The 24861-nt window shown below is 57.0% G+C and carries 25 protein-coding genes; 16 read left to right on the plus strand and 9 right to left on the minus strand.

What is annotated here, in order from left to right; genetic code table 11:
• The first annotated feature begins 99 nt into the window (after positions 1-99).
• The 3 genes from G411_RS0110850 (at position 100) to G411_RS20170 (ending at position 3535) form a co-directional block, all read left to right on the plus strand.
• Entirely contained in the window at positions 100-1263 is a 1164-nt protein-coding gene (locus G411_RS0110850) for a phosphoglycerate kinase (protein WP_022959231.1), read from the plus strand.
• A gap of 70 nt (positions 1264-1333) precedes the next feature.
• Positions 1334-2398: a class II fructose-bisphosphate aldolase gene (gene fba / locus G411_RS0110855; RefSeq protein ID WP_022959232.1), complete on the plus strand. Its 1065-nt coding sequence runs from the start codon at positions 1334-1336 to the stop codon at positions 2396-2398.
• 153 nt (positions 2399-2551) lie between these two features.
• Positions 2552-3535, plus strand: coding sequence for an alpha/beta hydrolase (locus tag G411_RS20170; RefSeq protein WP_022959233.1), 984 nt, complete (start codon positions 2552-2554; stop codon positions 3533-3535).
• 86 nt (positions 3536-3621) lie between these two features.
• Here the strand turns inward: G411_RS20170 and G411_RS0110865 are convergent, their stop codons facing one another.
• The 3 genes from G411_RS0110865 to G411_RS0110875 all read right to left on the minus strand — a co-directional run bounded on the left by G411_RS0110865 (position 3622) and on the right by G411_RS0110875 (position 5841).
• Positions 3622-4203, minus strand: coding sequence for a YceI family protein (locus G411_RS0110865; RefSeq protein ID WP_022959234.1), 582 nt, complete (start codon positions 4201-4203; stop codon positions 3622-3624).
• A gap of 67 nt (positions 4204-4270) precedes the next feature.
• The gene (locus G411_RS0110870) at positions 4271-4837 is read right to left on the minus strand and encodes a cytochrome b (RefSeq protein WP_022959235.1); all 567 of its coding nucleotides are present in this window, start codon (positions 4835-4837) and stop codon (positions 4271-4273) included.
• A gap of 125 nt (positions 4838-4962) precedes the next feature.
• Entirely contained in the window at positions 4963-5841 is an 879-nt protein-coding gene (locus G411_RS0110875; protein ID WP_022959236.1) for an LLM class flavin-dependent oxidoreductase, read from the minus strand.
• A gap of 152 nt (positions 5842-5993) precedes the next feature.
• Between G411_RS0110875 and G411_RS0110880 the strand changes: the two genes are divergently transcribed.
• Both G411_RS0110880 and G411_RS21475 read left to right on the plus strand, forming a co-directional pair.
• The gene (locus G411_RS0110880; RefSeq protein WP_028968348.1) at positions 5994-6977 is read left to right on the plus strand and encodes a zinc transporter ZntB; all 984 of its coding nucleotides are present in this window, start codon (positions 5994-5996) and stop codon (positions 6975-6977) included.
• Between the two features lie 161 nt (positions 6978-7138).
• Positions 7139-7609, plus strand: coding sequence for a hypothetical protein (locus G411_RS21475; protein WP_157581229.1), 471 nt, complete (start codon positions 7139-7141; stop codon positions 7607-7609).
• A 67-nt stretch (positions 7610-7676) separates the two neighbouring features.
• Here the strand turns inward: G411_RS21475 and G411_RS0110890 are convergent, their stop codons facing one another.
• Together G411_RS0110890 and G411_RS0110895 are read right to left on the minus strand one after the other, a co-directional pair.
• On the minus strand, positions 7677-8339 hold the full coding sequence (locus G411_RS0110890; protein ID WP_022959239.1) for a fumarylacetoacetate hydrolase family protein: 663 nt from the start codon (positions 8337-8339) through the stop codon (positions 7677-7679).
• 12 nt (positions 8340-8351) lie between these two features.
• Positions 8352-9764, minus strand: coding sequence for an FAD-binding oxidoreductase (locus G411_RS0110895; protein ID WP_022959240.1), 1413 nt, complete (start codon positions 9762-9764; stop codon positions 8352-8354).
• 91 nt (positions 9765-9855) lie between these two features.
• Between G411_RS0110895 and serA the strand changes: the two genes are divergently transcribed.
• The 3 genes from serA (at position 9856) to G411_RS0110910 (ending at position 15052) form a co-directional block, all read left to right on the plus strand.
• On the plus strand, positions 9856-11082 hold the full coding sequence (gene serA, locus G411_RS0110900) for a phosphoglycerate dehydrogenase (RefSeq protein ID WP_022959241.1): 1227 nt from the start codon (positions 9856-9858) through the stop codon (positions 11080-11082).
• A 146-nt stretch (positions 11083-11228) separates the two neighbouring features.
• Entirely contained in the window at positions 11229-12251 is a 1023-nt protein-coding gene (locus tag G411_RS20180; protein ID WP_022959242.1) for an LLM class F420-dependent oxidoreductase, read from the plus strand.
• 182 nt (positions 12252-12433) lie between these two features.
• Positions 12434-15052 carry a TonB-dependent receptor gene (locus G411_RS0110910; RefSeq protein WP_022959243.1) on the plus strand — a complete coding sequence of 873 codons (2619 nt, stop codon included), beginning with the start codon at positions 12434-12436 and terminating at the stop codon, positions 15050-15052.
• Here G411_RS0110910 and G411_RS0110915 read toward each other — a convergent pair whose 3' ends face one another.
• On the minus strand, positions 15053-15895 hold the full coding sequence (locus tag G411_RS0110915; RefSeq protein WP_022959244.1) for a 23S rRNA (adenine(2030)-N(6))-methyltransferase RlmJ: 843 nt from the start codon (positions 15893-15895) through the stop codon (positions 15053-15055).
• 9 nt (positions 15896-15904) lie between these two features.
• On the minus strand, positions 15905-16879 hold the full coding sequence (locus G411_RS0110920; protein WP_022959245.1) for a class 1 fructose-bisphosphatase: 975 nt from the start codon (positions 16877-16879) through the stop codon (positions 15905-15907).
• Between the two features lie 141 nt (positions 16880-17020).
• Here G411_RS0110920 and G411_RS0110925 point away from each other — a divergent pair, with 141 nt between their 5' ends.
• The 8 genes from G411_RS0110925 to trmB all read left to right on the plus strand — a co-directional run bounded on the left by G411_RS0110925 (position 17021) and on the right by trmB (position 22830).
• Entirely contained in the window at positions 17021-17281 is a 261-nt protein-coding gene (locus G411_RS0110925) for a hypothetical protein (RefSeq protein ID WP_022959246.1), read from the plus strand.
• A 93-nt stretch (positions 17282-17374) separates the two neighbouring features.
• Positions 17375-18133 carry a dienelactone hydrolase family protein gene (locus tag G411_RS0110930; protein WP_028968350.1) on the plus strand — a complete coding sequence of 253 codons (759 nt, stop codon included), beginning with the start codon at positions 17375-17377 and terminating at the stop codon, positions 18131-18133.
• Between the two features lie 4 nt (positions 18134-18137).
• Positions 18138-18443 (plus strand): SET domain-containing protein-lysine N-methyltransferase, encoded by a 306-nt coding sequence (locus G411_RS0110935; protein ID WP_022959248.1) that lies wholly within the window; start codon positions 18138-18140, stop codon positions 18441-18443.
• Between the two features lie 44 nt (positions 18444-18487).
• Entirely contained in the window at positions 18488-19852 is a 1365-nt protein-coding gene (locus G411_RS0110940; RefSeq protein WP_022959249.1) for an ABC1 kinase family protein, read from the plus strand.
• A 98-nt stretch (positions 19853-19950) separates the two neighbouring features.
• Positions 19951-20808, plus strand: a complete 858-nt coding sequence (gene rpoH / locus G411_RS0110945; RefSeq protein WP_022959250.1) for an RNA polymerase sigma factor RpoH — start codon at positions 19951-19953, stop codon at positions 20806-20808.
• Between the two features lie 164 nt (positions 20809-20972).
• Positions 20973-21698, plus strand: coding sequence for a hypothetical protein (locus G411_RS20185; RefSeq protein ID WP_022959251.1), 726 nt, complete (start codon positions 20973-20975; stop codon positions 21696-21698).
• Between the two features lie 71 nt (positions 21699-21769).
• Positions 21770-22138 carry a DUF423 domain-containing protein gene (locus tag G411_RS0110955; protein ID WP_022959252.1) on the plus strand — a complete coding sequence of 123 codons (369 nt, stop codon included), beginning with the start codon at positions 21770-21772 and terminating at the stop codon, positions 22136-22138.
• Positions 22135-22830, plus strand: a complete 696-nt coding sequence (gene trmB, locus G411_RS0110960; protein ID WP_022959253.1) for a tRNA (guanosine(46)-N7)-methyltransferase TrmB — start codon at positions 22135-22137, stop codon at positions 22828-22830. Before G411_RS0110955 ends, trmB begins: the two co-directional genes overlap by 4 nt.
• Before the next feature lie 36 nt (positions 22831-22866).
• Here the strand turns inward: trmB and fghA are convergent, their stop codons facing one another.
• Together fghA and G411_RS0110970 are read right to left on the minus strand one after the other, a co-directional pair.
• Positions 22867-23706, minus strand: coding sequence for an S-formylglutathione hydrolase (fghA, locus tag G411_RS0110965; protein WP_022959254.1), 840 nt, complete (start codon positions 23704-23706; stop codon positions 22867-22869).
• Positions 23707-23728: 22 nt separating this feature from the next.
• Complete coding sequence (locus tag G411_RS0110970) at positions 23729-24835, minus strand: S-(hydroxymethyl)glutathione dehydrogenase/class III alcohol dehydrogenase (RefSeq protein WP_022959255.1); 1107 nt, start codon at positions 24833-24835, stop codon at positions 23729-23731.
• Between the last annotated feature and the right edge of the window lie 26 nt (positions 24836-24861).

The following is a 24861-nucleotide window of genomic DNA, read 5'->3' on the forward strand; positions in this document are numbered from 1 at the left end:
CGGCGGTGGTCGGCCTTGAGAACGGCGTCCACTGACATAACACGATGGCGTGCGGCTCTCGCACGGACAGGATAAACAAGCGAAAACACGGGAAGCACTATGAACGTACTGAAAATGCGCGATCTGGACCTGGCTGGCAAGCGCCTGCTGATCCGCGAAGATCTCAACGTGCCAATCAAGGATGGCAAAGTCAGCTCCGATGCCCGCCTGCGTGCGGCACTGCCCACGCTGAAACTGGCCCTGGAACAGGGCGCCAAAGTGATCGTGATGTCTCACCTTGGACGCCCCACGGAAGGTGAGTTCGAGCAGCAGTTTTCGATGCAGCCAGTGGCGGATTACCTCAGCGAAGCGCTGGGTCAGTCAGTGCCGGTGGTGGCTGAATGGCGCGAGGGTATCGAGCTGGAAAACGGCCAGTTGGTGCTGCTGGAAAACGTGCGTTTTAATCCCGGTGAGAAAAAAGACGACGAGGCGCTGGCACAAGCCTATGCCGCGCTCTGTGATATTTTTGTGATGGATGCCTTCGGTACGGCTCATCGGGCCCAGGCATCGACCCATGGTGTGGCCAAGTTTGCACCCACTGCCTGCGCGGGCCCATTGTTGGCGGCCGAGCTGGAAAATCTCGAAAAAGCCCTGGCAAACCCGGCGCGACCAATGGTGGCGATTGTCGGTGGCTCCAAGGTGTCGACCAAACTGACCGTGCTCGAAACGCTGTCCGACAAAGTCGATCAGCTGATTGTCGGTGGTGGTATTGCCAACACCTTCCTTGCGGCGGCCGGCTATAACGTTGGCAAGTCTCTGTGTGAGGAGGACTTGATCCCTCAGGCCAAGGCGCTGATGGAAAAATGCGATATCCCATTGCCCACAGATGTGATGACCAGCAAGAAATTCGATGAAAATGAGCCGGCGACACTGCGTCCGGTGGAAAACATCGGCGACGACGATATGATCTTCGACATCGGCCCGGTGTCAGCCGCGGTATTGGCAGAGATTCTGCGCGATGCTGGCACCATTATCTGGAACGGTCCGGTCGGCGTGTTTGAATTCGACCAGTTTGCTGACGGTACGGAAGATATTGCCCGTGCGATTGCCGAGTCCGATGCCTTCTCTATTGCAGGCGGCGGCGATACCCTGGCGGCCGTTGATAAATTCGGTATTACCGATAAGGTGTCTTATATCTCTACCGGCGGCGGCGCCTTCCTCGAGTATGTGGAAGGTAAAGAGTTGCCAGCGGTGGCTGTTCTGGAAGCCCGCGCCAACGGCTAATGCGCGGGGCCTACGCTGGATGTCGCAGGGCGGATTACACAGTTTTTAAAGACTAAAAAGGAAGTTCACTATGGCTCTTATCAGCATGCGTCAAATGCTGGATCACGCCGCAGAATTTGGTTACGGCGTCCCGGCGTTTAACGTTAACAATCTTGAGCAGACCCGCGCCATTATGGAAGCGGCTCGTGAAACCAACAGCCCGGTTATCATGCAGGCCTCTGCAGGCGCCCGCAAATATGCTGGCGCGCCGTTCCTGCGTCACATGATTCTGGCGGCCATCGAAGAATTCCCGGAAATCCCGGTGGTGATGCATCAGGATCACGGTACCAGCCCGGCAGTGTGTCAGCGTTCTATTCAACTGGGTTTCAGCTCGGTCATGATGGACGGCTCACTGCGCGAAGACGGCAAAACGCCATCGGATTACGACTACAACGTCGACGTAACGCGCACGGTTGTCGACATGGCCCACGCTTGCGGCGTGTCGGTGGAAGGTGAGCTGGGTTGCCTGGGCTCGCTGGAAACCGGGCAGGCAGGTGAGGAAGACGGTGTGGGTGCCGAGGGTACGCTGTCTCACGACCAGATGCTGACTGACCCGGAAGAAGCTGCGGACTTTGTGGCGAAGACCGGTGTTGATGCCCTGGCCATTGCCTGTGGTACCAGCCACGGCGCTTACAAATTTACCCGCCCGCCCACGGGCGATATTCTCGCGATTGACCGCATCAAGGCGATTCACGCCCGCATTCCCGACACCCATCTGGTAATGCACGGCAGCTCCAGCGTGCCTCAGGACTGGTTGGCAATCATCAACGAGTTTGGTGGTGAAATCCCGGAAACCTACGGTGTGCCGGTTGAGCAGATTGTGGAAGGTATCAAATACGGCGTGCGCAAGGTGAATATCGATACCGACCTGCGTCTGGCGTCTACCGGTGCAATTCGTCGTTTCCTTGCGCAGAACCCCAGCGAGTTCGACCCGCGCAAATATCTGAAAGAAACCATCAAGGAAATGAAGGCAATTTGTGTGGCGCGCTACGAGGCCTTTGGCACCGCAGGCAATGCCTCCAAGATCAAGCCAGTGAGCCTGGATGCGATGTTCGCGGATTACGAGGCCGGCAAGCTGGACCCCAAAGTCCGCTGAGCATAGCCTTGGTGACACGACAAAGCCCGGCCCTGTGCCGGGTTTTTTATTGCCCGATGATCGCTGCTTGCAGAGGGTTTGGCTTTTTCCACGTCGAGGCGGCAAACTTGTCGATCGCTGATTCACCGAAATGTCGCCGCAAAGGAGAGAGCCATGTTCTGGCCGGATAATGTCGATCAACAGCACTTGCCGGAGCTGTCGCCGCTGGGACTGGACGCGACGCTGGACAGTCAGCCTTGGCTCCGTGAGTACTGCGCCTACTACGACATTGATTTCGAGCAACACTACCCCGGTCTCGAACATTTTATCGGTTATTTCACCGCCGAAGGCGAGCGCATTGCCACGCAGGTGTTTCGCTTGCCGAATGCGACGCGCACTGCCTGGGTGTATCACGGTTACTACGATCACGTGGGCCTGTTCAATAACGTCATCAATTACTGCTTAAAGCATGGTCTATCGGTTGTGGCGTTTGACCTGCCGGGCCACGGCCTGTCCTCAGGAGAGCGCGCAGCCATCGACAGCTTTTTTCGCTACCGCAGTGTATTGCGCAATGCCTTCGAGGCGGTTGGCGAGTTCGGCCTGCCAGCGCGTAAAGTGGCTATCGCTCAAAGTACCGGCTGCGCCATTGTCGGCTCCCATTTGCTGGATGGTGGGAGTGAGGACTTCGAGAACGTCGTGCTGCTGGCGCCACTGGTTCGGCCCTGTGATTTCTCCTGGGGGCGACCGCTGCATGCGGTGCTGAAATACTTTATGCACAGCATTCCACGGCGCTTTGCTGACAACTCTGATGATCAGGCTTTTCTCGAGTTTCTGCGTGAGCGAGACCCGCTGCAGCCGCGTATTTTGCCGTTGAGCTGGGTGGGCGCGCTGAAAGACTGGCTGCGCTGGTTTGTCGATCAGCCGGCTTGTGATACCCCGGTATTGATTCTTCAGGGGGATGCCGATGCAACGGTCGACTGGCGTTATAACCTGCCAGTGCTGCGTGGCAAGTACCGCCAGCTTCACGAGGTGATGATTGCCGGGGCGCGCCATCATCTGGTCAAAGAGGGGGAGCAGTATCGGGCACAGCTCTGGCAGGCGATGGATGATTTTCTGCAACTGGGTGAGGCCGCATCAAGCCTGAAAACGCCCGCATAAAAAAAGGAGCCACTGTTGGGCTCCTAAAGAGGGTATCGAGATAGGTCGATAATTGAGACTGGGGTGGGAAGCAAAAGTTCCCGGTGTTACATCATGCTTTGGGCGATACCTTCCACGTCGAGGATCAGCTGCACGGTGCGCGAAGCCGGTCCCAGGTCGTAGTCGATACCAAAGTCCTTCAGTGCAAACTCAGTGGTGCCGTGGAAGCCTTGACGGTAGCCACCCCAGGGATCTTTGCCGCCGCCAATTTCGGTGACATCAATGCTGATTTCTTTCGTCACACCATGCAGGGTCAGCTTGCCTTTTAGCTCCGCTTTGCCGTCACCTTTGGGAGTAAAGCTGGTGCTGACAAACGTGGCTTTGGGGTACTTGTCTACGTTCAGGAAGTCCTTGCCACGCAGGTGCTTGTCACGTTCAGCGTGATTGCTGTTCAGGCTGGCGGTGTTAATTTCCACGTTGACGCTGGACGCTTCCGGTTTGTCAGCATCGTAATTGAAACGACCGCTAAATTCGTCGAAGCGACCGTATAGCCAGCTATAGCCAAGGTGTTTGATTTTGAACTGGATGAAGGCGTGAGCGCCGGCAGTGTCGATTTTGTACTCGGTGGCGTGGAGCTGACCACTCAAGCCCAGTAACAGGCTCAGGGTAAGGGCAAATGCTCTGATCATGATCGTTTCCTTTGTCGTGATGAATGGTGCATTGATAGCGTGGTTTGTTGGTAGTGTGGCTGCGCCGCTAGTCGCGGCGCGGCTGGCGCGATAAACCGAGCATTTTCAGCAGGGTGTTATCGCGGTTATAAAAATGGTGTTTGAGTGCAGCGGCAGCGTGCACGCCAGCGAGAATAATCAGTATCCAAGCAAGGAATTCGTGGATTTCGCCGGCAATATCTTCCTGATTTTCCAGCCCGTGCAAGGTCGCCGGGACACTGAACCATCCGAAGACGTCGATGGCTCGGCCATCCGCGGTCGAAATCAGATAGCCGGCCAGCATCAAGGCCAGCAGCAGTGCGTAAAGGGCGTAGTGTGTCAGGTGAGCAGTGATGCGCTCCCAGGCTTTCATACCGGGCGCATCCTGTGGCCGAGGGTTGATCGCGCGCCAGAACAGACGGAAGAGCAGCAAGCCAAGCAGGAGTATGCCGATGCTCTTATGGATAAATGGCCCCTGACGATACCAGGGGTCGTAATAGCTGAGGTCGCGCATCCACACGCCCAAGGCAAACATGCCGAATACCGCCAGTGCCATTGACCAGTGGAGGGCAACACTAAGCCAACCGTAGCGGTCGTGGGTGTTTTTCATCGGCATGCCGGTAACTCCTATACCCGAGGCATTATTGCCCCGCTGCGCAAGATCGATGAGCTGAGTATAGGAGAAGCTGATCGATAGAAAAGCGCATTTATTCGCCTCTATTAATCAGCTTTTTAGATGGTTTATCGTCCCGCCAGCAAATTGGCCAGCCGATCGACTTCGGCGATGTCGCCACTGGCGGGCACAAGCTGCAGTTCGTCGCAGCCCAGTTCTTCAATGGCTGCAATACCGTCGAGAATAGCTTGGGGGTCATGCATGCGCATGGTGCGTGCGACTTTCTCTGCTTCATCATCACCGAACACTTTCAGGTAATCAAACACATAGTCGCGCAGTGCCTGCTGACTGTTGTCGGCGAGGGAGTACCAGAAGCCGCCCATGCGGTAGGGTTTTTCCTTGCGGCCGCTTTCCGCCCAGGCGCGATCGGCGCTGCTGAAAAAGTGATTGATGAGTCCAGCATCGCCGTCCATCGCAAAACCGTAGAGGCCGTCTGCCCACTTGGATACACGCTGAATGCTTTTCGGCCCCATGGCGCCGACAAGAATGGGCGGGCCACCGGCTTGCACAGGGTCGGGGCCGATTTCGTCAAAGTCGTCGATTTGTTCGCCGCGCCAGATGCGTTTCATCAAGGCGATCTGTTCGTCCATACGCTGGAAGCGGCCTTTCATTTCTGCCCCCAGCGCCTGATAGTCTTTCTCGCGCCCGCCAACGCCTACTGTCACGGTTACGCGGCCATTGGAGAGAATGTCCAGGGTGGCAATTTCCTTGGCCGCCTGCACCGCACTGTGCATGGGCAGCACATAGAGAGAGGGAATAATCCGAACCCGCTCGGTGCTGGCGGCGGCAAAGGCGAGGATATTACGCATTTCCATGCTGTAGCCGGTAACGCGCTCACCACAGGACAGGCTGGAGAACGGTCCTTGATCGATAATACGACACCAGTCCTGAAAGGTCTGACGATTCAGGCCGCGTTTCATATACGGCAGGCAAACACCAATTTTCATAACAGCACTCACATTATTTTTAATTAGAGATTGTAGAGATTTCCCTGCGTTCTACACTCACCCAGAAAGGCGATATTTTCGTATACCAATAAAACTAGGCCAGTTGCGCACACCGTGCGATGATCGCGGCGGTCGCACAAAAAGGGAATGCCATGAGTCAGTTCATTATTTACGCCTATCTGTTCGATGGTGAGGGTGGTGCCAGCGTGTTGGATGAAAAAGCCCTGTCGGCATGGAGCCCGGAGCAGGGCGTGCTGTGGGTCCACCTTGACTACAGTCATCCCGAGACTCGCCCCTGGTTGCAGCAATTCAGTCAGCGCAGTGACAGTGCGCTGGATGATATCTCGGTGTCGGCGCTGTTGGCGGAAGATACCCGGCCTCGTGCGGCGGCGCACAATGGCGGGCTGCTGATGGCCTTGAGGGGCGTCAATATGAACCCCAATGCGGATCCCGAGGATATGGTGTCCATCCGCTTGTTTGCCGACCAACATCACATTATCAGTTCTCGCAAGCGCAAGCTGTTGTCAGTGGATGACATTATCAGTCGCTTTGGCAAGCGCGAGGGCCCCTGTAACAGCGCTGAGTTCGTCGCCTTGCTCTGTGATCGTCTGGTGTCGAGAATGTCGGGCCCTATTGATGAAGCCGAAGATCAGGTGGATTTGCTGGAAGAATCCCTGTTGAGTACGGCGCGAGTAAAGCTGCGAAGTCAGTTGAGTGACTTGCGGCGTCAGGCGATTGCGTTGCGCCGTTATCTGGCGCCGCAACGTGAGGCGCTGAACTGGATACTGAGTGAGCGGGTCGCCTGGTTTGAAGCCGAAGATCGGGCGCGGGTCAGAGAGGCCGGGGATCGGCTTGCGCAATATATTGAAACGCTCGACAGCGTGAGGGAGCGTGCGGCGGTGACGCAGGAGGAGCTGATTAACCAGATTTCGGAAGAATCCAATGCGCGTATGTATATTCTTTCGATAGTGTCTGCTGTATTCCTGCCGTTGGGTTTTGCCACGGGGTTGTTGGGCATCAACGTGGGGGGTATTCCCGGCGCGGATAATGATCAGGCGTTTATGATCTTTATTGCGATGCTGGTGGGGCTGGCGGCATTGATGCTGGTTTACTTTAGATATAAACGCTGGTTGTAGTTTTCTGCAAAACGACGAAAAGTGCGTATAGAGAATTGTGAATTTGGCGGAAATTGTCGGCTAATTACTGGTAAATGCGGCCTTTTTCAATGTGCTGAGTTTATTTATCTGAATTAGTGAACGATAATACGGATTGATAAGTCTTAAATGACTGGCAATGGATGCTAAATGTTTTTAGCCATCGTGATGTTGTTAAATCAGGATGGTGCAGTAAATTTCATTCAATGTGTTATCCCGATAATTTAAGGACTGTTATGGATATTTCTAAGCTGCAAAAACAACTCGAAGAAGAGCACAAAGCGCTGGACCAGAAATTCAAATTTATTTCTGATCTGCAGGCCTTGATGAAAAAGCATGGCCAGACCACGGAAAGCCTGAAAGAAATTCTGGGCGAGTCAGTTGAAGCAGCTCCCAAGAAGCGCGGTCGCAAGCCGGGTTCAAAAGTCGCTGCTAAAGCGGCGCCGAAAGCCGCAGCCAAAAAGCCGCGTAAAAAGCAGGCAGCGCGTCCGCTGCGTAAGTTCAAGAACCCCAAGACTGGCGAGATCACAGAAACTCGCGCGCCGCAGGTTAATAAAACCATTAAGGCGTGGGCGGCTGAATCCAAGCTCGATTGGCGCAAGCTGGAAGTTTAAGCTTGTCGCAAGTGATAAAAAAACCGCCTCCAGGGGCGGTTTTTTTATGGGTGGCGTTTCAGGGGGCTTATCCGACAGTGGTTTCCACGGTCAGCAGGCCATCGAGTTCGCAGCGTAGCCGGTCGCCCGGGTTTAATGGCCCGACGCCAGCCGGAGTGCCGGTGAGCACGATATCGCCGGGCAGCAAGGTAAAACTCTGGCTGATATCTGCCAGCAGTGCCTCAATGGGGAACAGCATGTCTCGGCATTGCCCGTCCTGTTGCAATGCGCCGTTGCGCTGTAATTGCAGGCGCAAGGCTTTCCAATCGCCAATGGCTGCCGCTGGCACAAACGCGGATACCGGGCAGGCACCGTCGAAGGCTTTGGCGCGCTCCCAGGGCTGTCCTTTTTCTTTTAATTGGGATTGCAGCTCACGCAGTGTTAAGTCCAGAGCCAGACCATAACCGGCAATCGCTGCCAGCGTTTCCTCCGCGCGGGCTTCACTGAGCGGTTGGCCGATCAGTAAGGCCAGTTCCAGTTCGTGATGACATTCGCCGCGGTCGCGGGGAATCGCCAGCGGTTGATCAAGCGCTGCGAGAGCCGTACTGGGTTTGATAAATAGCAGCGGTTGCTTCGGGATTGGGTTATTCAGCTCCCTTGCGTGCTCGGCATAGTTGCGCCCGACACAGACGATTTTGCCGTTGGGTAATTCGCAGGGGCGGTCATCGCTAAAGCGGTGCTGGTAGAGCATCCTGCATGTTCCTCAGTCGAATATTTTGCCGGGGTTCATCAAGCCCTTGGGGTCGAAGATCTGTTTCAGTTGTCGCATCAAAGCAATTTCTTCGGGGCTTCGGGAGTACTGCAAGTAATCTTTTTTAAGCAGGCCAACGCCGTGTTCTGCCGATACGCTGCCGCCATAGCGTTTGACAATATCGAATACCGCGAGGCTGACTTTGCCGCACTGTTCGAAGAATACGGCTTTATCAAGATTGTCCGGCTTTAGAATGTTCAGGTGCAGGTTGCCGTCGCCGATATGGCCAAACCAAATAATTTCAAAATCCGGGTATTCCGCATTAACGACGTCCTCCACGGCATTGAGGAAGTTCGGGACCTTGGAGATAACCGTCGAAATATCATTCTTATAAGGCGTCCAGCGAGAAATGGTTTCGGAAATATCCTCGCGCAGGCGCCACAGGTTTTTCAGCTGTTCAAGACTTTGGCTCATGACGCCGTCGAGTACCCAACCCTCTTCCACGCAGGCTTCAAACAGGGCCATGGCCTGTTCTTCGGTTTCATCGTTAAGTTTTTCAAACTCCAGCAGGGCATAGTAAGGGCATGTTGATTCGAAGGGGCGAGGCAGCTTGCTGTGCTCGATAACTTTTTGCAGGGCCTGCTCTGAGAAAAATTCAAAGGCCGTCAGGTCCATTTCCGACTGAAGGCGGTTGAACAGACTCATGATACCGTCGAAGTTTTCCACGCCCAGTACAAACGCGGTGAGGTTTTTTGGCTGTCGGGTCAGCTGCATGGTCGCTTCGCAAATCAAGCCCAGCGTGCCCTCGGCACCAATAAACAACTGGCGGAGATCATAGCCGGCATTGTTTTTCAGCAGGCCGTTATTGAGGTGCAGAATCTCGCCACTGCCGGTGACTACGGTCAGTCCGGCGACCCAGTCGCGGGTCATTCCCCAGCGCAAGACTTTGATGCCTCCGGCATTGGTGGCGATGTTGCCGCCAATCTGTGAGGAGCCTGCAGAGGCAAAGTCGACGGGGTAGTACAGTCCCTGTTCCTCAGCATAGTGTTGCAGTTGCTCGGTAATCACGCCTGCCTGGCAGCGCACGGTGCGGTCAATGGGATCGAAATCGCTGATCTGATTCATATAGTCAAACGACACCACCAGCTCACCGTTGGCCGCGACGGCGCCGCCACTGAGACCGGTGCGGCCACCGCTGGGTACCACTGCCAACTGTTCGGTGTTGGCGAGTTGGACAATGGCTTGAACTTGCTCGGTGCTGCGCGGAAACACCACGGCCATTGGGGCGGGTTCCCAGGCCTTGGTCCAGTCTCGGCCATGGCTGTGCAGGGTGTCGGCATCGAGGCGGACCTTGTCGTCGCCGACAATGGCTTTCAGCTCAGTAATAATGCGCTCTGCGTGGGGGTGAGCGGGGGCAGATGACATGGCGGATTGCCTCAGAAATTGACTACGGGAAAAGCGTTTTATGATACCATATTGCGCTTTCACGTTATCCCCCCTTCGAGAGCGCAATCCGATGGCAAAAACCTCCCTCGATAAGGCAAAAATCAAATTCCTTCTGCTTGAAGGTGTTCACCAGTCCGCCGTAGACGCACTGCAGGCCGCCGGTTACAGCAACATCGACTACTATCAGAAGGCCCTTCCCGACGACGAGCTTAAGCAAAAGATTGCCGATGCCCACTTTGTGGGAATTCGCTCGCGCACGCAGCTTACTGACGACGTTTTTGATGCGGCGAAAAAGCTGATTGCCGTGGGCTGTTTCTGCATCGGTACCAACCAGGTCAATTTGCAGGCGGCGACCGAACGCGGCATTGCCGTATTCAACGCGCCGTTCTCCAATACCCGCTCTGTTGCCGAGCTGGTGATTGCCGAAGCGATCTTATTGCTGCGCGGCATTGCCGAGAAGAATGCCGCGGCTCACCGCGGCGAGTGGATGAAGAGCGCGGTCGGTTCCTATGAAATTCGTGGCAAGCGTCTGGGGATTATCGGTTACGGCTCGATCGGTATGCAGCTGTCTGTCATTGCAGAAAGCCTTGGGATGGAAGTCTGTTTCACCGATGTGGTGAACAAGCTGCCACTGGGTAATGCCGTTCAGGTCAGTCTGGGTGAGTTGCTTGCGACCTCGGATATTGTCAGCCTGCATGTGCCGGAAACCGCGTCCACGCAGGACATGATTGGCGCGGGAGAACTGGCGCAGATGAAGCCCGGCTCAATTCTGATCAATGCCTCGCGTGGCACGGTGGTGGATATTGACGCACTGGCCAACGCGCTGAGCGATGCTCACCTGTCGGGGGCGGCTATCGATGTGTTCCCGGAAGAGCCGCGTGGCAACAACGACGAATTTATTTCGCCGCTGCGCGAGTTCGACAATGTGTTCCTGACGCCCCATATCGGTGGGTCCACCATGGAAGCGCAGCAAAATATTGGTTCTGAAGTGGCGGACAAGCTGGTCAAATATTCCGACAACGGTACCACGACATCCTCGGTGAACTTCCCCGAAGTGGCGCTGCCGGCGCATCCGGGCAAGCACCGCATTCTGCATGTGCACCGCAACGTGCCGGGTATTCTCAGCGCCATCAACCAGATCTTCTCCGACAACCAGATCAATATTTCGGGGCAGTATCTGCAAACCAATGACAAGATCGGCTACGTGGTGATCGATATCGACAAGGCCTCCGGTGCGCTGGCACAGGAGAAACTGTCTGAGATCCCCGATACCATTCGCTGCCGTCTTTTGTTCTAAGCGGTCCTCTTCGCGCCGGTGCACACTGCCCCGGCGCTGATCTTTTTCGCCACCTCCTATTTGGCAAATGAGCAGTTTTGCCATAGGTCACTTCCCGGTCGATTCATATACTTGTGCGACATTTGCACAGGTAGTGAGGAACCACCATGAAACTGGGCCTGCATCTGGGGTACTTCCAAAAACACCCCACCGACCGCTTTATCGAATTGGCGCAAACGGCTGAGAAGCTGGGGTTTGATTCGGTTTATACCGCCGAGGCCTACGGCTCAGACTGTTTTACTCCACTGGCCGCGATTGCGGCGACGACGTCTAAAATTCGTCTGTGTACCGGCGTCATGCAGATTTCGGCGCGCACGCCGGTCTGTGCCGCGATGTCTGCGTTGACGCTGGACCATATCTCCAATGGCCGTCTCAGCTTGGGCGTTGGGGTATCGGGGCCGCAGGTTGTTGAAGGTTGGTACGGTCAGCAGTTCAAGCGCCCGCTGGAGCGCACCCGTGAATGGCTGGATATCTTTCAGGCGGTGATTGCTCGTGAAGCGCCGGTGGAATATCAGGGGCGTCAGTATCAACTGCCGTATCAAGGGCCGGAGAGTCTGGGACTGGGCAAACCCCTGAAGAGCATTACGCACCCGCTGCGCAAGAAAATTCCCGTATTCCTGGGCGCTGAAGGCCCGAAGAATATCGCCCTGGCTGCCGAACGGTTTGATGGCTGGATGCCGATATTTGTTTCGCCTTACCGCATGGGTATTTTCGATGAAAGTCTGGCCAATAAGCCCGATGATTTTGAAATCAATGCCATGGTGAACTGCATCGTTAACGATAATCTCGAAGAGGCCATGTTCCCCGGCAAAATGACGATGGCGCTGTACCTCGGCGGCATGGGTGCCCGCAAAGACAACTTCCACAAAAATCTGATGGGCCGTATGGGCTTTGGCGACGAGGCCGAGAAAGTGCAGGATTTGTGGTACGACGGCAAGCATGAAGAAGCCATCAAGGCGGTGCCGGATGCACTGGTGGATGAAATTTCACTGGTCGGACCGAAAGACCGTATCAAGGAGCGCTTGCAGGATTGGAAGAAGTCGCCGGTTACCACACTGATGATCGGTCACCGCGACCATTTCGACACCTCCGTGGAAACAATGGAGTTTCTGGCAGAGGCCCTGCTCTGAGGCTAGTCTGAAAACCCTCCTCGAACGGCGCCTGTGGGCGCCGTTTTTGTTTGCGGCTATGGCAGCAAACACTGTGTCTCATTTTGATATTTTGTGTTTTAGAGAGAATGTAGCTAGTCTACATATGTGCTCGCCACTGAGTGCAAGCGATAACAACAATAACGCAGCGAATAGGTGGTTGGATGGATATCAAAGTATCCCGTATCTGTCGGGACGGTTTGCTCGGCGCCATATTTTTGTTCCCCAGTGTCATTGCAGAGGCCCAGTCCCCTGAAGCCCAGCCTCCTGAAACCCAGCCCCCCGAGGCCGAGGCGGCTGCACGAAAGTATAGTGGCGGCACTATCGAAGAAGTGTTGGTAACGGCTCGGAAGCGGGCGGAGAATCTTCAGGAAACCCCGGTTGCCGTCACCGCACTCAGCGGTGACGATCTGCGTGCTCAGGGGATTCTCAGTACCACGGAGTTGAGCAAATCGGTGCCAAGTCTGCAGATAAACGACAGTACGTCGGCGCAGATTTTTATCCGCGGTATCGGGCAGCGTGCGCCGATGGCGCGCTTTGATCCCTCGGTGAGTGTCTATCTTGACGGTATTTTCATTCCGCGCCCCGATGGCCAGCTCCTCGATACCATCGACGTGGAGAGCGTGCAGGTATTGCGCGGGCCGCAGGGCACCTTGTTCGGCAAGAATAACACCGGTGGGGCGCTGGTCTTTACCCTCAGCAAGCCCGGTGAAGAGCGGGGTGGCTATGTTGAGGCAGGGCTGGGAAATTATAATGAGCAGCGGCTGCGGGCGGCGGTCGACATGCCGGTCAGCGATACCTTTCTCACCCGCTTGTCGTTCAACAGCCAGCGCCGGGATGGCTTTCTGGAAGACCGGGATATTGGTGATACTCAATCCATTGATCGGCTATCTACGATTTTTCAAACCCGCTGGTTGGCCAGTGAATCGCTGACGCTGGATACCTTGGCCTTCTTCGGCAAGATTCGGGAACGTTACCCCACGTATCACTGTAAGTTGATTAACGATGACGCTCTATTTGTCGATGGGCTGGGACTGCTGTGGCCGGGCGATACTGATTCCGCCAACCCCAGCGCCTACCGCGACAACTGTGAGGCCAATAACCGCGATGCGCTGCCCGATCTGGTGACGAATCAGGGCGACGACCAGTATCAGGTGAAAGATCAGGATGTGTTGCTGCTGGGGGCCACGCTCGACTGGGAGCTGAGTGCTGACCACAGTATTAAAGCGATCTTCGGCTACCGCGATGCGGTAAAAGGTGGCCCGCAGAGCAATGCCGACGAGGGTGGTCCAGCACCGTTTCTGCGCGGGATTGTGCTCGGCGACAGCGATCAGGAGTCGCTGACCTTGGAACTGCAGTTCAACGGTCGCCTGTTTGATGGTGCGGTGGACTATACGGCGGGACTGTTCTGGCAGGACGAATACAAGAACGAGCGCTTCCTCGTGGGTAGCCCTCTGGTGGGCGCCGATGCGGCGACACTGGCGCAATTGCTGCTCGGACAGGAGCCCTCGCTCAATTTACCTGTGGGCACTCAGGTGCCGGTCATCGGCGCGCTGGTACCGCTGGCCACCGTGCAGGATTTCGAGATTTACGGTGAGACGGCGGCCGCCTTCGCCCAGGCAACCTGGCACATTACCGAAGACTGGGAGCTGACCTTGGGTGGACGGTACACCGAAGAGCGTCGTGACTCAGAGCTTGATACCCGCGAGGCGGATCTGGAGGCGGTCAGTCAGACACTTACCAGCGCCGATCCGCGCTTTGTTCAGCTTGAGCCGTCTATGGGCTTGCACACTTTTCTCGGTACTTGGGCGCAAGACCCGCTGAGCATCGCCCAGAATATTCTGCGCGAAGCCTATCCCGATATTATCGGTGCGCCGTTGGGTGCCCCGACGCACTACGAAGAGAGCAGTACCTTTCGGGAATTTACGCCGATGGCGTCTACGTCGTGGATTCTGCCGGAACAATGGCTGAGCGACAGTTTCCTCGATTCTGCGATGGTCTACGCGACCTGGAGCAATGGTTTTAAATCGGGTTTTCATGAGCCCAGTGGGGTGGATGGCTTGGCCGTGGTGGAGCCTGAGTTGCTGGAGAACCGCGAGGTCGGTTTTAAAATTGACGCCTTCGAGCGCTCCTTGCGCCTCAACATCGCGCTGTATTCGATGATCTTCGAGAACATGCAGTTGATTACGGTCAGTGTCGATTCGGCTAACTCGCTGATAGTGACGTCGCAAAACGCAGGCGAGGCCACTATTGAAGGGGGCGAGCTGGAGCTGACGTGGCTACCGACACCCAACACGATGATCAGCCTCAGTTACAGCAACAATAATTACAGCTTTGTGGAGTTTGAAGACACCGCGCTGAAGCCACTGGCGCTATCGGGCACCGCAGTGCCGATAGATCGCAGCGATGAGGAATTTGCCGTGTCGCCAAGGCAGACCGCCGCATTGGGTATTCAGCATATGTTTGCGACCCCGGTGGGACTGTTCACCCCGCGGGTGGACTTCAGCTACAAGGGCGAAATCTATATGGGGCTGGACGACGCATCCTGGGAAGTTGCCAAGCGTAACCCGGGGCTGGTGTATGCCGACGACTATGTGCTGGTCGACCTGCGGTTGGGGTGGAGCAATCTCGACAATGACCTGATGGTCGCGGCGTATGTAAAGAATGCCACCGACGAGCGTTATGACATCGGGGCGGTCGCCACGGCGGAATCACTGGGAACGTACGCACAGGCGCTGGGCGATCCGCGATTTTACGGTGTCGAGGTGTTCAAGCGTTTTTGATCAGCGCTGCACGCCGCTCAGGGTAAATTGCCCCTGTCCCTGCTCGCCGAGCAGCTCGGCCAGCAGGGGCAGGCAGCTCTCCAGCTCGGCCCGCAGTGTCCACGGTGGGTTGATCACAAACATGCCGCTGCCGGCCATACCGCGCTCACCTGTCAGCGGGCGAATGCTGAGCGTCGCCGACAGATAGTTGCCGGGCACGATCGACTTCAGTTGGCCTTCCAGTTGACGGCTTTCGCTGCTGGGCAGCAAGGGATACCAGAGTGCGTAAACGCCCCCGGCAAAACGTTTGACCGCATCCTGCACACAGCGCAGTAGCGTCGCGTAGTCGGTTTTGTCTTCGTAAGGGGGATCAATCAGCACCAGTGCGCGGCGACTGGGGGGCGGCAGCAGGGCACGCAGGCCGGTAAAGCCGTCGCTCTGCGCCAATTTTGCCTGGCGGTAAAATCGCTGCTGTAGCAGGCTGAAATCGCTGGGGTGCAGCTCGAACAAAGCGGCCCGGTCCTGTGTACGCAGAAGCTGAAGGGCGATCATCGGCGAGCCTGGATACGCGGCAGTCGTTTCCTTCCGGCAGCAGTCTTCGACAACTGCTAGGTATCGTTGCAGAGCTTGGGGTAGAAGACGCTGGTCCCGAGCGGCTTTCAGTCGGGCAATGCCGCTGTCGTACTCGCGGTTCTGGGTGGCGAAGCCACTGTCGAGCGAATAGCAGCCTGCGCCGGCATGGGTGTCGATGTAGAGCAGTCCCGTCTCTTTTTTCTGCAAATAGTCCAGCAGCAGAATTTCCACCAGATGTTTAAGCACATCGGCGTGATTACCGGCATGAAAGCCGTGGCGGTAACTGAGCACAGCCTTCGCTTAGTCGCGGTGGTAGTCGATGCAGAGCTCGACCTCACTGGCGGCGCCGAGAATCACCGGCACCCGCTGGTGAATATGTGTCGGCTGAATGTCGAGGATGGCGCCTTCCGGCGTCCATATTTTCCCGCCGGCCTGCTCGACCAGCAGTCCCATGGGATTGGCTTCGTACATCAGTCGCAGCTTGCCTGCCTGATCAGGCTTGCGGGCATCCCAGGGGTAGCAGAACAGGCCGCCACGACAGAGAATGCGGTGGACATCGGCCACCATCGCGGCGACCCAGCGCATATTGTAGTTCTTGCCACGCGGGCCTTCCGCGCCCTGCAGCAACTCGCCGATGTAGCGTTGCATGGCAGGGTGCCAATGACGCTGATTGGACATATTAATGGCGAATTCCTTGGCCTCTTCGGCAATGCGCACCTGATCTTCGGTGAGCAGGTAAAGGCCTGACTGTGGGTCGTAGGTAAACATCACCACGCCCTGACCAACGGTGAGCACCAGCATCACCGAGGGGCCGTAGAGAATATAGCCCGCGGCAATCTGGTCACGGCCGGGTTGCAGAAACTCTGCTTCGCTGACGGCGCCTTCGCCCCGGCTGCCCAGCACCGAAAAGATCGTGCCGACCATGCTGTTGATGTCGATATTGGACGAGCCGTCCAGTGGGTCGAACGTCACCAGAAACTCGCCATCGTGATGGGCGGCCACGACCTCATCTTCTTCCTCAGAGGCGATGCCGCGCACACTCGGCAGCACGCCAAGCGCCTGCTTGATACGATCGTTGGCAATCACATCCAGTTTTTTCTGCTCTTCGCCTTGGACGTTCTCGGCGCCAGCGGCCCCGAGGATGTCATTGAGCGCGCCTCCGGCCAGGTCTTCGCGAATGGCAACGCTGACGCCGGCCAGAGTCTCGATAAGCTGGGCCAGACTGGCGGGCGTGTTGCTGCGGCTAAGGTAGTCGGACAGGGTGGCGCGTGACATCGGCGGGCTTCCATGGCGGTCGTTTAAAGGCGTTATTATGCCAGCGGCCTGCAGTGAGTTACAGCGGCCCGGCTTGTCAGGCCGGTCATGCTGATCTAGCTTTGAGGGGCTATGTCACAGTTTTGCAACAGGGAGGTTGCGATGATTAGGGTGATTTTTTTTAGCATGGCCTTAGTAGTCGTCACGGTGCCAACGTCGTGGGCGGCGGACTGGCCTGAGTGCCGTAATGCGAAGCGCGAATCAGTGCGCCTGCAAAAAGCGTTGCGGGATGGGAGGAAGCTGAGCGGCTACAGCAGCGGTTCGGCGATGAAAAAGGCCCGCCGCGATAAAGATATCTGGCTGCGTAAAAACTGCCGCTACCATTCCCGGCGACTGCGGGATCTTGAGCGGGAAATGATGTAGTTCTAACCGCTTACAAAATTTGTCAGACGTGGAGTGGTGCGTTTTAATCACGCTCCACAGGAATCCACTTTTTCAATGCAATGGGGTGAATCTATGCGACTCAAACAGCTCTTTATGATGGCCTGTCTGCTGGTGGCGGGGGTTGCGCAGGCAGCCGTCACTGAACAGAAAATTACGCTACCCAACGAGCTGGGAAGTGCGGTGCTGTATAAAGCGAAGCGCGCGGATGCCCCGGCTGTTGTGGTTGTGCACGAGTGGTGGGGGCTGAATGATTACGCTCGCAAACGCGCCAAAATGCTGGCTGAAGCCGGGTATACCGCGATTGCTGTTGATATGTACGGCCACGGAAAAACCACGACGCACCCCAAAGACGCGACTGCTTTTATGAATGCGGCGTTGGCGGAACCAGAGAAAATGAACGCGCGATTTGATGCGGCGTTGAGTGTGTTGCGCAAGCAGACAGACGGCAAGCTCTACGCCATTGGGTACTGCTTCGGTGGTGCTGTAGTGCTGAATCAGGCGCGCCGTGGATTGGAGCTGGCCGGTGTGGCGAGCTTCCACGGCAGCCTCGGCACCGAGACACCAGCCAAGGCGGGGGATATCACAGCGGATGTGCTGGTGGCTACCGGCGGTGCCGACCCCATGGTTCCACCCGAGCAGGTAGCGGGGTTTGTTCAGGAAATGTCCGAAGCGGAAGTCGACTTCGAGTTACTGAGCTTCCCCGGAGTGGTTCATGGTTTTACTAATCCGGGCGCGACCGCGCTGGGCAAAAAGCACGGTATGCCTCTCGCTTACGATGTTGAGGCAGATCAGCGAAGCTGGGCGGCGCTGATGCGTATGCTGGAGCACTAATCCTGTGGCGAAAACCCGGCTCTACAAAGTGGCCAAGAGTCTCTTGCATGGCAAGGGGCTGTTTGCCGCTGACGCGATAGCGGTCGATACCGTACTCGGTTGGTGCGACACCGAGGCCACCGGAGAGCCGGGCTTGCATACGTTGACCTTGGCCGATGGTGCTCAGGTCGATGTGTGCTGCGATCTCAAGTACATCAATCATGGCCGCCCGGCCAATGTGATTTACTATGATGACCTCAGCGTGGTGGCGCTACGCGATATTCAGGCGGGCGAAGAACTGCTGCACGACTACGGTGACGAGTGGCCCTGAATTTGCGCTTTACAGCCCGCTTCCCGCCATGACACGGTGCCATCATGAGTAGTAACGACGAGAAATCCCTGCACAGGCTGAAAACCGGGGGGCTGGCCCGACGCCTCGAATTGTCCAAGGTTGGTTTGCGCTACGGTAGCCGCGCTCTGCGGCAGTCGCTGCGCGAGCGGTTTGGTCACGATGAAGAGGCGGCGCTGGCGCAGCGGCGCCAGAATGCTGCGTTCTTTATCGACGAGCTGGGCAAACTCAAGGGCAGTGTCGTCAAAATAGGCCAGGTGATGGCCACTTATGCCGATTACCTGTTGCCGCCGGAAGTGGCCGAGGCGCTGCACAGTCTGGAAGACAATACCCCGCCGATGAGCTGGCGCGCCATGCGCAAGGTGCTTGAGGCCGAGTTGGACGCGGTGCGACTGAGCGAGCTGGAGATTGACGAGGCGCCGCTGGCGGCAGCATCGCTGGGGCAGGTTCACCTTGCTGAACAGCGCAACACCGGCGACACCCTGTGCATCAAAGTACAGTACCCGGGGGTGGCGCAGACCATCGACGCCGATTTTCAGGCGGTAATGGCCTTGCTAAAGCTGTCGCGCCTGATGGATGCCACTCGAAATATCGACGACTGGTTTGGCGATATCCGCCTGTTGCTGCATAAAGAGGTGGACTACGAACAGGAGCGCCGCGACCTCGACTTCGCCTTTGAGCAGCTCTGCAACGAACCTCGCTACGTGGTGCCGCGCAATTATGCTCGCTACAGCACTCGGCGAGTGCTGACCATGAGTTATGAGGCATCGCTGCCGATGGCCGCGCCGGAAGTGGCGGGGCTGTCGCAAGGCCGTCGCAATGAGCTGGGCAAAGCGCTGCTGCGACTGTTTCTGATTGAGCTGTTCCAGTGGCGACGCATGCAGACGGACCCCAACTTTGGTAACTACCGGGTGCGTATCGACCCCGACGGTGAACGGGATAAGCTGGTGCTGCTGGACTTCGGCGCCATGCGCCTGCTGCCGGTGACGTTTGCCGAGCGCTTCTGTGAGATGATGGTCGCGGCATTTCACCGGGATCGTGAGGCATTCCGGCAATGCAGCATTGACCTCGGTTTTATGAAAGCCGATTTCCCCGAGGCGGTGCTCGACAACTTCGTGGATATCGGCATCGATATTGCCGAACCGCTGCGTCCGGCGGCGGAGGCGCCCGCCGAAGCGCTCGACGATGGCCTCTATAACTGGCGGCGGAGCAATCTGCCCAAGCGGATTGCCAAGCGTGCAGTGGCGGCGTCAATCAGTACCTATTTTGCCTTGCCGCCCAAGGATTTTTTGTATGTGATGCGCAAGCTGATGGGGGTGTATGCGCTGATCGCCCAGCTGGATGCGCGTTTCGACGGAGAGCCCGTGTTTCGGGAGTTTCTGCCCGGCTGACAGGCCTTGAACTTTTGGTTTTTTAGGCATCTAATAAGCGATCGGTATTTTTGGGCTCCCTCACTCCCGAGGGCGCGAAATCAGCAAGGAGGATGTGCATGAGCACCCATCTGCAGCCAGTACAGCAACTTGTGCCGGGTGGTGATCTCTCTGCATATATTCAGGCGGTAGGCAGCATCCCCGTACTCAGCGTTGAGCGGGAGCGGGAGCTGGCGGAAGACCTTCACGACCACGGCAATCTGGAAGCGGCACGCGAACTGGTTATGTCGCACCTGCGCTTTGTTGTGCACATTGCCAAGAGCTACAGTGGCTACGGCTTGCCACAGGCCGACCTGATTCAGGAAGGCAATGTCGGCTTGATGAAAGCGGTCAAACGCTTTGATCCCAGTAAGGGTGTGCGACTGGTGTCGTTCGCCGTGCACTGGATTAAAGCCGAAATCCACGAATATGTGCTGCGCAACTGGCGCATCGTCAAAGTGGCGACCACCAAGGCGCAGCGCAAACTGTTCTTCAACCTGCGCAGTGCCAAGAAGCAGCTGGCCTGGTTGAGCAACGACGAAGCGCACGCTGTGGCGGCCGATCTCGGCGTCGACGTGACTGAAGTACGTCGTATGGAAGGTCGGCTGAGTTCGGTAGATGTGGCTTTTGATGCCAGCGACTCCGATGACGACAGCAGCTATGTCGCCCCGGTTCACTACCTCGAAGATCGCAGTCAGGATCCGGCAATGCTGCTGGAGGCTGACAACTGGGAAGAGCGCAATCACCAGAGTCTGGTTCAGGCGCTGGAAGGGCTCGATGAACGCAGTCGCGATATTCTGCAAAGCCGCTGGCTGACAGACAACAAGGCGACACTGCATGACTTGGCTGATCGTTACGGTGTCTCTGCCGAGCGTATTCGCCAGCTTGAAAAAGCGGCCATGAAAAAATTGAAAATGGCGATGGAAGACGCGGACTAAACGCCCTCTTCGGAGCTTGATCTGACGCCCCGCAATGCGGGGCGTTTTTGTTTCTCTCTCCGGCACGCACAATTACGCATACTGATCCGCCGCGCGGCGGGGTAGAAAAGATCTCATAACACAATAACAAGGCTCCCATTGCCCCGCGGGAGATGGTTTGGTGAATGACGATCTGGCTTGCCTTGGTGATACGCCATGTTGCGCTGCTGCTGTTGCCGATGGTGATGTTGCTGTCGCCCGCCAGGGCGGGCGTTCTCGATATTAACCTCTACCCCTATCTCAGCGATGTGGAAACCGATTCTGCATTGACGGTGAATCTGGCCAGTGATTTGCCGGCAGGCTGGTCGTACTTCGGTTTTATCAATCTTTACAAGCAGGAAGGGCGGGGGTCGCTATTGGAGAATCCAGGCTATTACAGCGAGCAGAATTTGCGCTGGCGTTTCCACCCCGAGTCAGCCTTTGACCTGAGCTTTCAGCATAATTTTCGCAGCGGCAGTGACAACGATCGCAGTCGTTTGGGTATCCGCTGGCGGATCAATGACAGCGCACTGCTGGGCGAGAGGCTCCGTGCTTGGCATCTGCGTTACTCCGTCACCTTGCACGCCAAACAGTGGGATCGACGCCCGGAATCGGTCTGGCAGTTGGAGCACAGCTTTCGGCTGGACTTTCCCTGGCTGAGCGACCGCCTGTATCTGGCTGGATTTATCGATCACAGCTTTAATGAATCCCTGCCCAAGGGGTTTCCGGCAAACCCGATCGTTGCCGAGGCGCAGCTTGGCTGGCGGATACGCGGTGGCTGGTATGCGGTAGCCGAGTATCGCCTTAACCAATACCGGCGCTCGGATGTGAATAATCTGGCATTAGGGGTGGAGTACCGCCAGCCCTTCTGACCGCCGCTGGCTTTGCGCGGCACGCCCGGCACTTTACAATACGCCCAGTTTTCACAGGGGTATCAATCTCTATGGCTTTTCTCTTGGCGGGTATTTCCGGTTTTCTTGCAGTGGCGCTTGGCGCATTTGGTGCCCATGGGCTGAAACAGCGTCTGTCTGCCGACATGATGGCGGTGTATGAAACGGCCGTGCAGTACCACTTTTATCACACGCTGGCACTGTTGCTGGTTGCGGTGATGTTGCAGCAGGGGGTGCAGAGCGCAGCGCTGCGAGCGTCGGTTTGGTTGTTTGGGCTGGGCATCGTGGTGTTCAGTGGCAGCCTCTACGCACTGGCGATTAGCGGCGTTAAAATTCTGGGCGCGATTACGCCCATCGGTGGTGTGCTGTTCCTGATTGGCTGGGCCTGTCTCGCCTACACCGGCTTCCGGAGTCTGTCATGAGTGAGACTGCGCAGAAAATGCGCCGCATCCGCAGCTTTGTGCTGCGCACCGGGCGGATGACGGAAGGCCAAAAGCGCGCCTACGATCTGCACTGGCCGAGCAAAGGCCTGGAGCTGAAAAACGGCGCCATCGTGCTGCCCGAGGTGTTTGGTCGCGACGCGCCCGTAGTGCTGGAAATCGGTTTTGGTATGGGCGATTCGCTGGCGCAGATGGCGGCGGCCGAGCCCGACAAAGACTTTATCGGGGTTGAGGTGCACAGCCCGGGTGTAGGTCGGCTGATGCATCTGATTGACGAATCGGGGATCGAAAACCTGCGCGCCTACTGCGACGATGCTGTGGAGGTGCTGGAGCAATGTATTGCCGATAACAGCCTGAGCCGGGTGCAGATTTACTTTCCTGATCCCTGGCACAAAAAACGCCACCACAAGCGACGCCTGGTGCAACCGGAATTTGTGCAGCTGCTGCGTCGCAAACTCAAACCCGGTGGGGTCATTCACTTGGCTACCGATTGGGAAAATTACGCCGAGCATATGATGCTGGTGATGAGCGGGGCAGAAGGGTTTCGCAATACACAGGGCGAGGGGGCGTTCGCGCCTCGGCCTGATTACCGGCCGGTGACCAAGTTTGAAAAGCGCGGTGAGCGCCTGGGTCACGGTGTGTGGGATTTGTTGTTTGAAAAAACGGCGGACTGAGTCCGCCGTTGTCACTCTGCTGGGTTTTGGCCAGGTTCAGGCAAGTTGCTCGCAGTGGAAGCGAATGTGGTCTTCCATGAAGCTCGCAATGAAAAAATAGCTGTGGTCGTAGCCGGGCTGCATGCGCAGGGTCAGGTCTGCGCCACCGGCGGTGGCAGCCGCCTGTAATAACTCCGGCTTGAGCTGTTCCGACAGAAAGGCGTCGGCACTGCCCTGATCCACCAATATCTTCGGCGCTCGCTGTCCGTGCTGTTGCAGCAGTTCACAGCTATCCGCCTGCTTCCATGTCTCGCGATCATCGCCCAGATAGTTGCCCAGTGCTTTCTCGCCCCAGGGGCAATGCATCGGTGAACTGATGGGCGCGAAGGCCGACAGACTGCGGAAGCGCTGGGGGTATTTCAACCCCAGTGTCAGCGCGCCGTGGCCACCCATGGAGTGTCCGAACAGGCCGCTCTTCTCGGCATCTACCGGGAAGTGGGCGTTGATCAGCTCCGGCAGTTCTTCGCTGATGTAGCTCTCCATCTGGTAGTGCCCGGCCCAGGGCTGCTGTGTGGCATTGACGTAGAAGCCAGCGCCCAGACCGAAGTCATAGGCCGCATCGGGGTCGTCGGGCACACCCTCTCCACGAGGACTGGTATCCGGGGCGACAATCGCCACCCCGTAGCGCGCCGCAAACTGCTGGGCACCCGCTTTCTGCACAAAGTTTTCGTCGCTGCAGGTCAGGCCCGACAGCCAGTACAGCACGGGCACCTTGCCGTGTTCGGCCTGGGGTGGCAGAAACACGGAGAAATGCATCAGGCAGTTCAGACTGCGGCTCTGATGAGTGTAGCGGCGTTGCAGGCCGCCAAAGCATTTGTTTTCGGCAATCTGCTCCATAGGTCACTCCCTTCGTTTAGGCTCAGTACAACACGACCGAACGAATACTTTCACCGGCGTGCATCAGGTCGAAGCCTTTGTTGATGTCTTCCAGTGGCATGGTGTGGGTGATCAGGTCATCAATATTGATCTTGCCGTCCATGTACCAGTCTACGATTTTGGGGACATCGGTACGACCACGGGCACCGCCGAAGGCACTGCCGCGCCATACGCGGCCGGTGACCAGTTGGAAGGGACGAGTGGAAATTTCCTGCCCGGCACCGGCTACGCCGATAATCACTGACTCGCCCCAGCCTTTGTGGCAGCACTCGAGTGCCTGACGCATGGTGGTGACATTGCCGATACACTCAAAGCTGTAGTCGGCACCGCCGTTGGTCATGTCCACGATGGCTTCGACGACATTGTCGACATCGCGGGGGTTAATGAAGTCGGTCATGCCGAATTTGCGTGCCAGCTCAACCTTGGCCGGGTTCAGGTCCACACCGATGATTTTGTTGGCGCCGACCATGCGGGCGCCCTGAATCACGTTCAGGCCGATGCCGCCCAGACCGAAGACCACCACGTTGCTGCCGGGTTCTACTTTGGCGTCGAAAGCTACAGCGCCAATACCCGTGGTCACGCCACAGCCGATGTAGCAGACCTTGTCGAAAGGCGCGTCTTCGCGGATTTTGGCCACGGCGATTTCCGGCAATACGGTGTAGTTAGAGAAGGTTGAGCAGCCCATGTAGTGTTTCAGTGGTTTGCCATCCAGCGAGAAACGGCTGGTGCCGTCGGGCATCAGGCCTTGGCCCTGTGTCGTGCGGATGGACTGACAGAGATTGGTTTTGGGGTTGAGGCAGTATTCGCACTGACGACACTCGGGGGTGTAGAGGGGAATGACGTGGTCACCCGGCTTTACTGAGGTCACGCCCGCGCCCACTTCCACCACAATGCCCGCTCCTTCGTGGCCGAGAATGGTGGGAAATTCGCCTTCGGGGTCGTCGCCCGACAGGGTAAATGCGTCGGTGTGACAGATACCGGTGGCCTTAAGCTCAATCATGACCTCGCCCGCGCGGGGGCCTTCCAGATCGACTTCCAGCACTTCCAGGGGTTTACCAGCACCAAAGGCGACTGCGGCACGTGTTTTCATGGGGCATCCTCTCGAATGAATCAATT

This window comes from Spongiibacter tropicus DSM 19543 (assembly GCF_000420325.1).
GTDB classification, from domain to species: domain Bacteria; phylum Pseudomonadota; class Gammaproteobacteria; order Pseudomonadales; family Spongiibacteraceae; genus Spongiibacter; species Spongiibacter tropicus.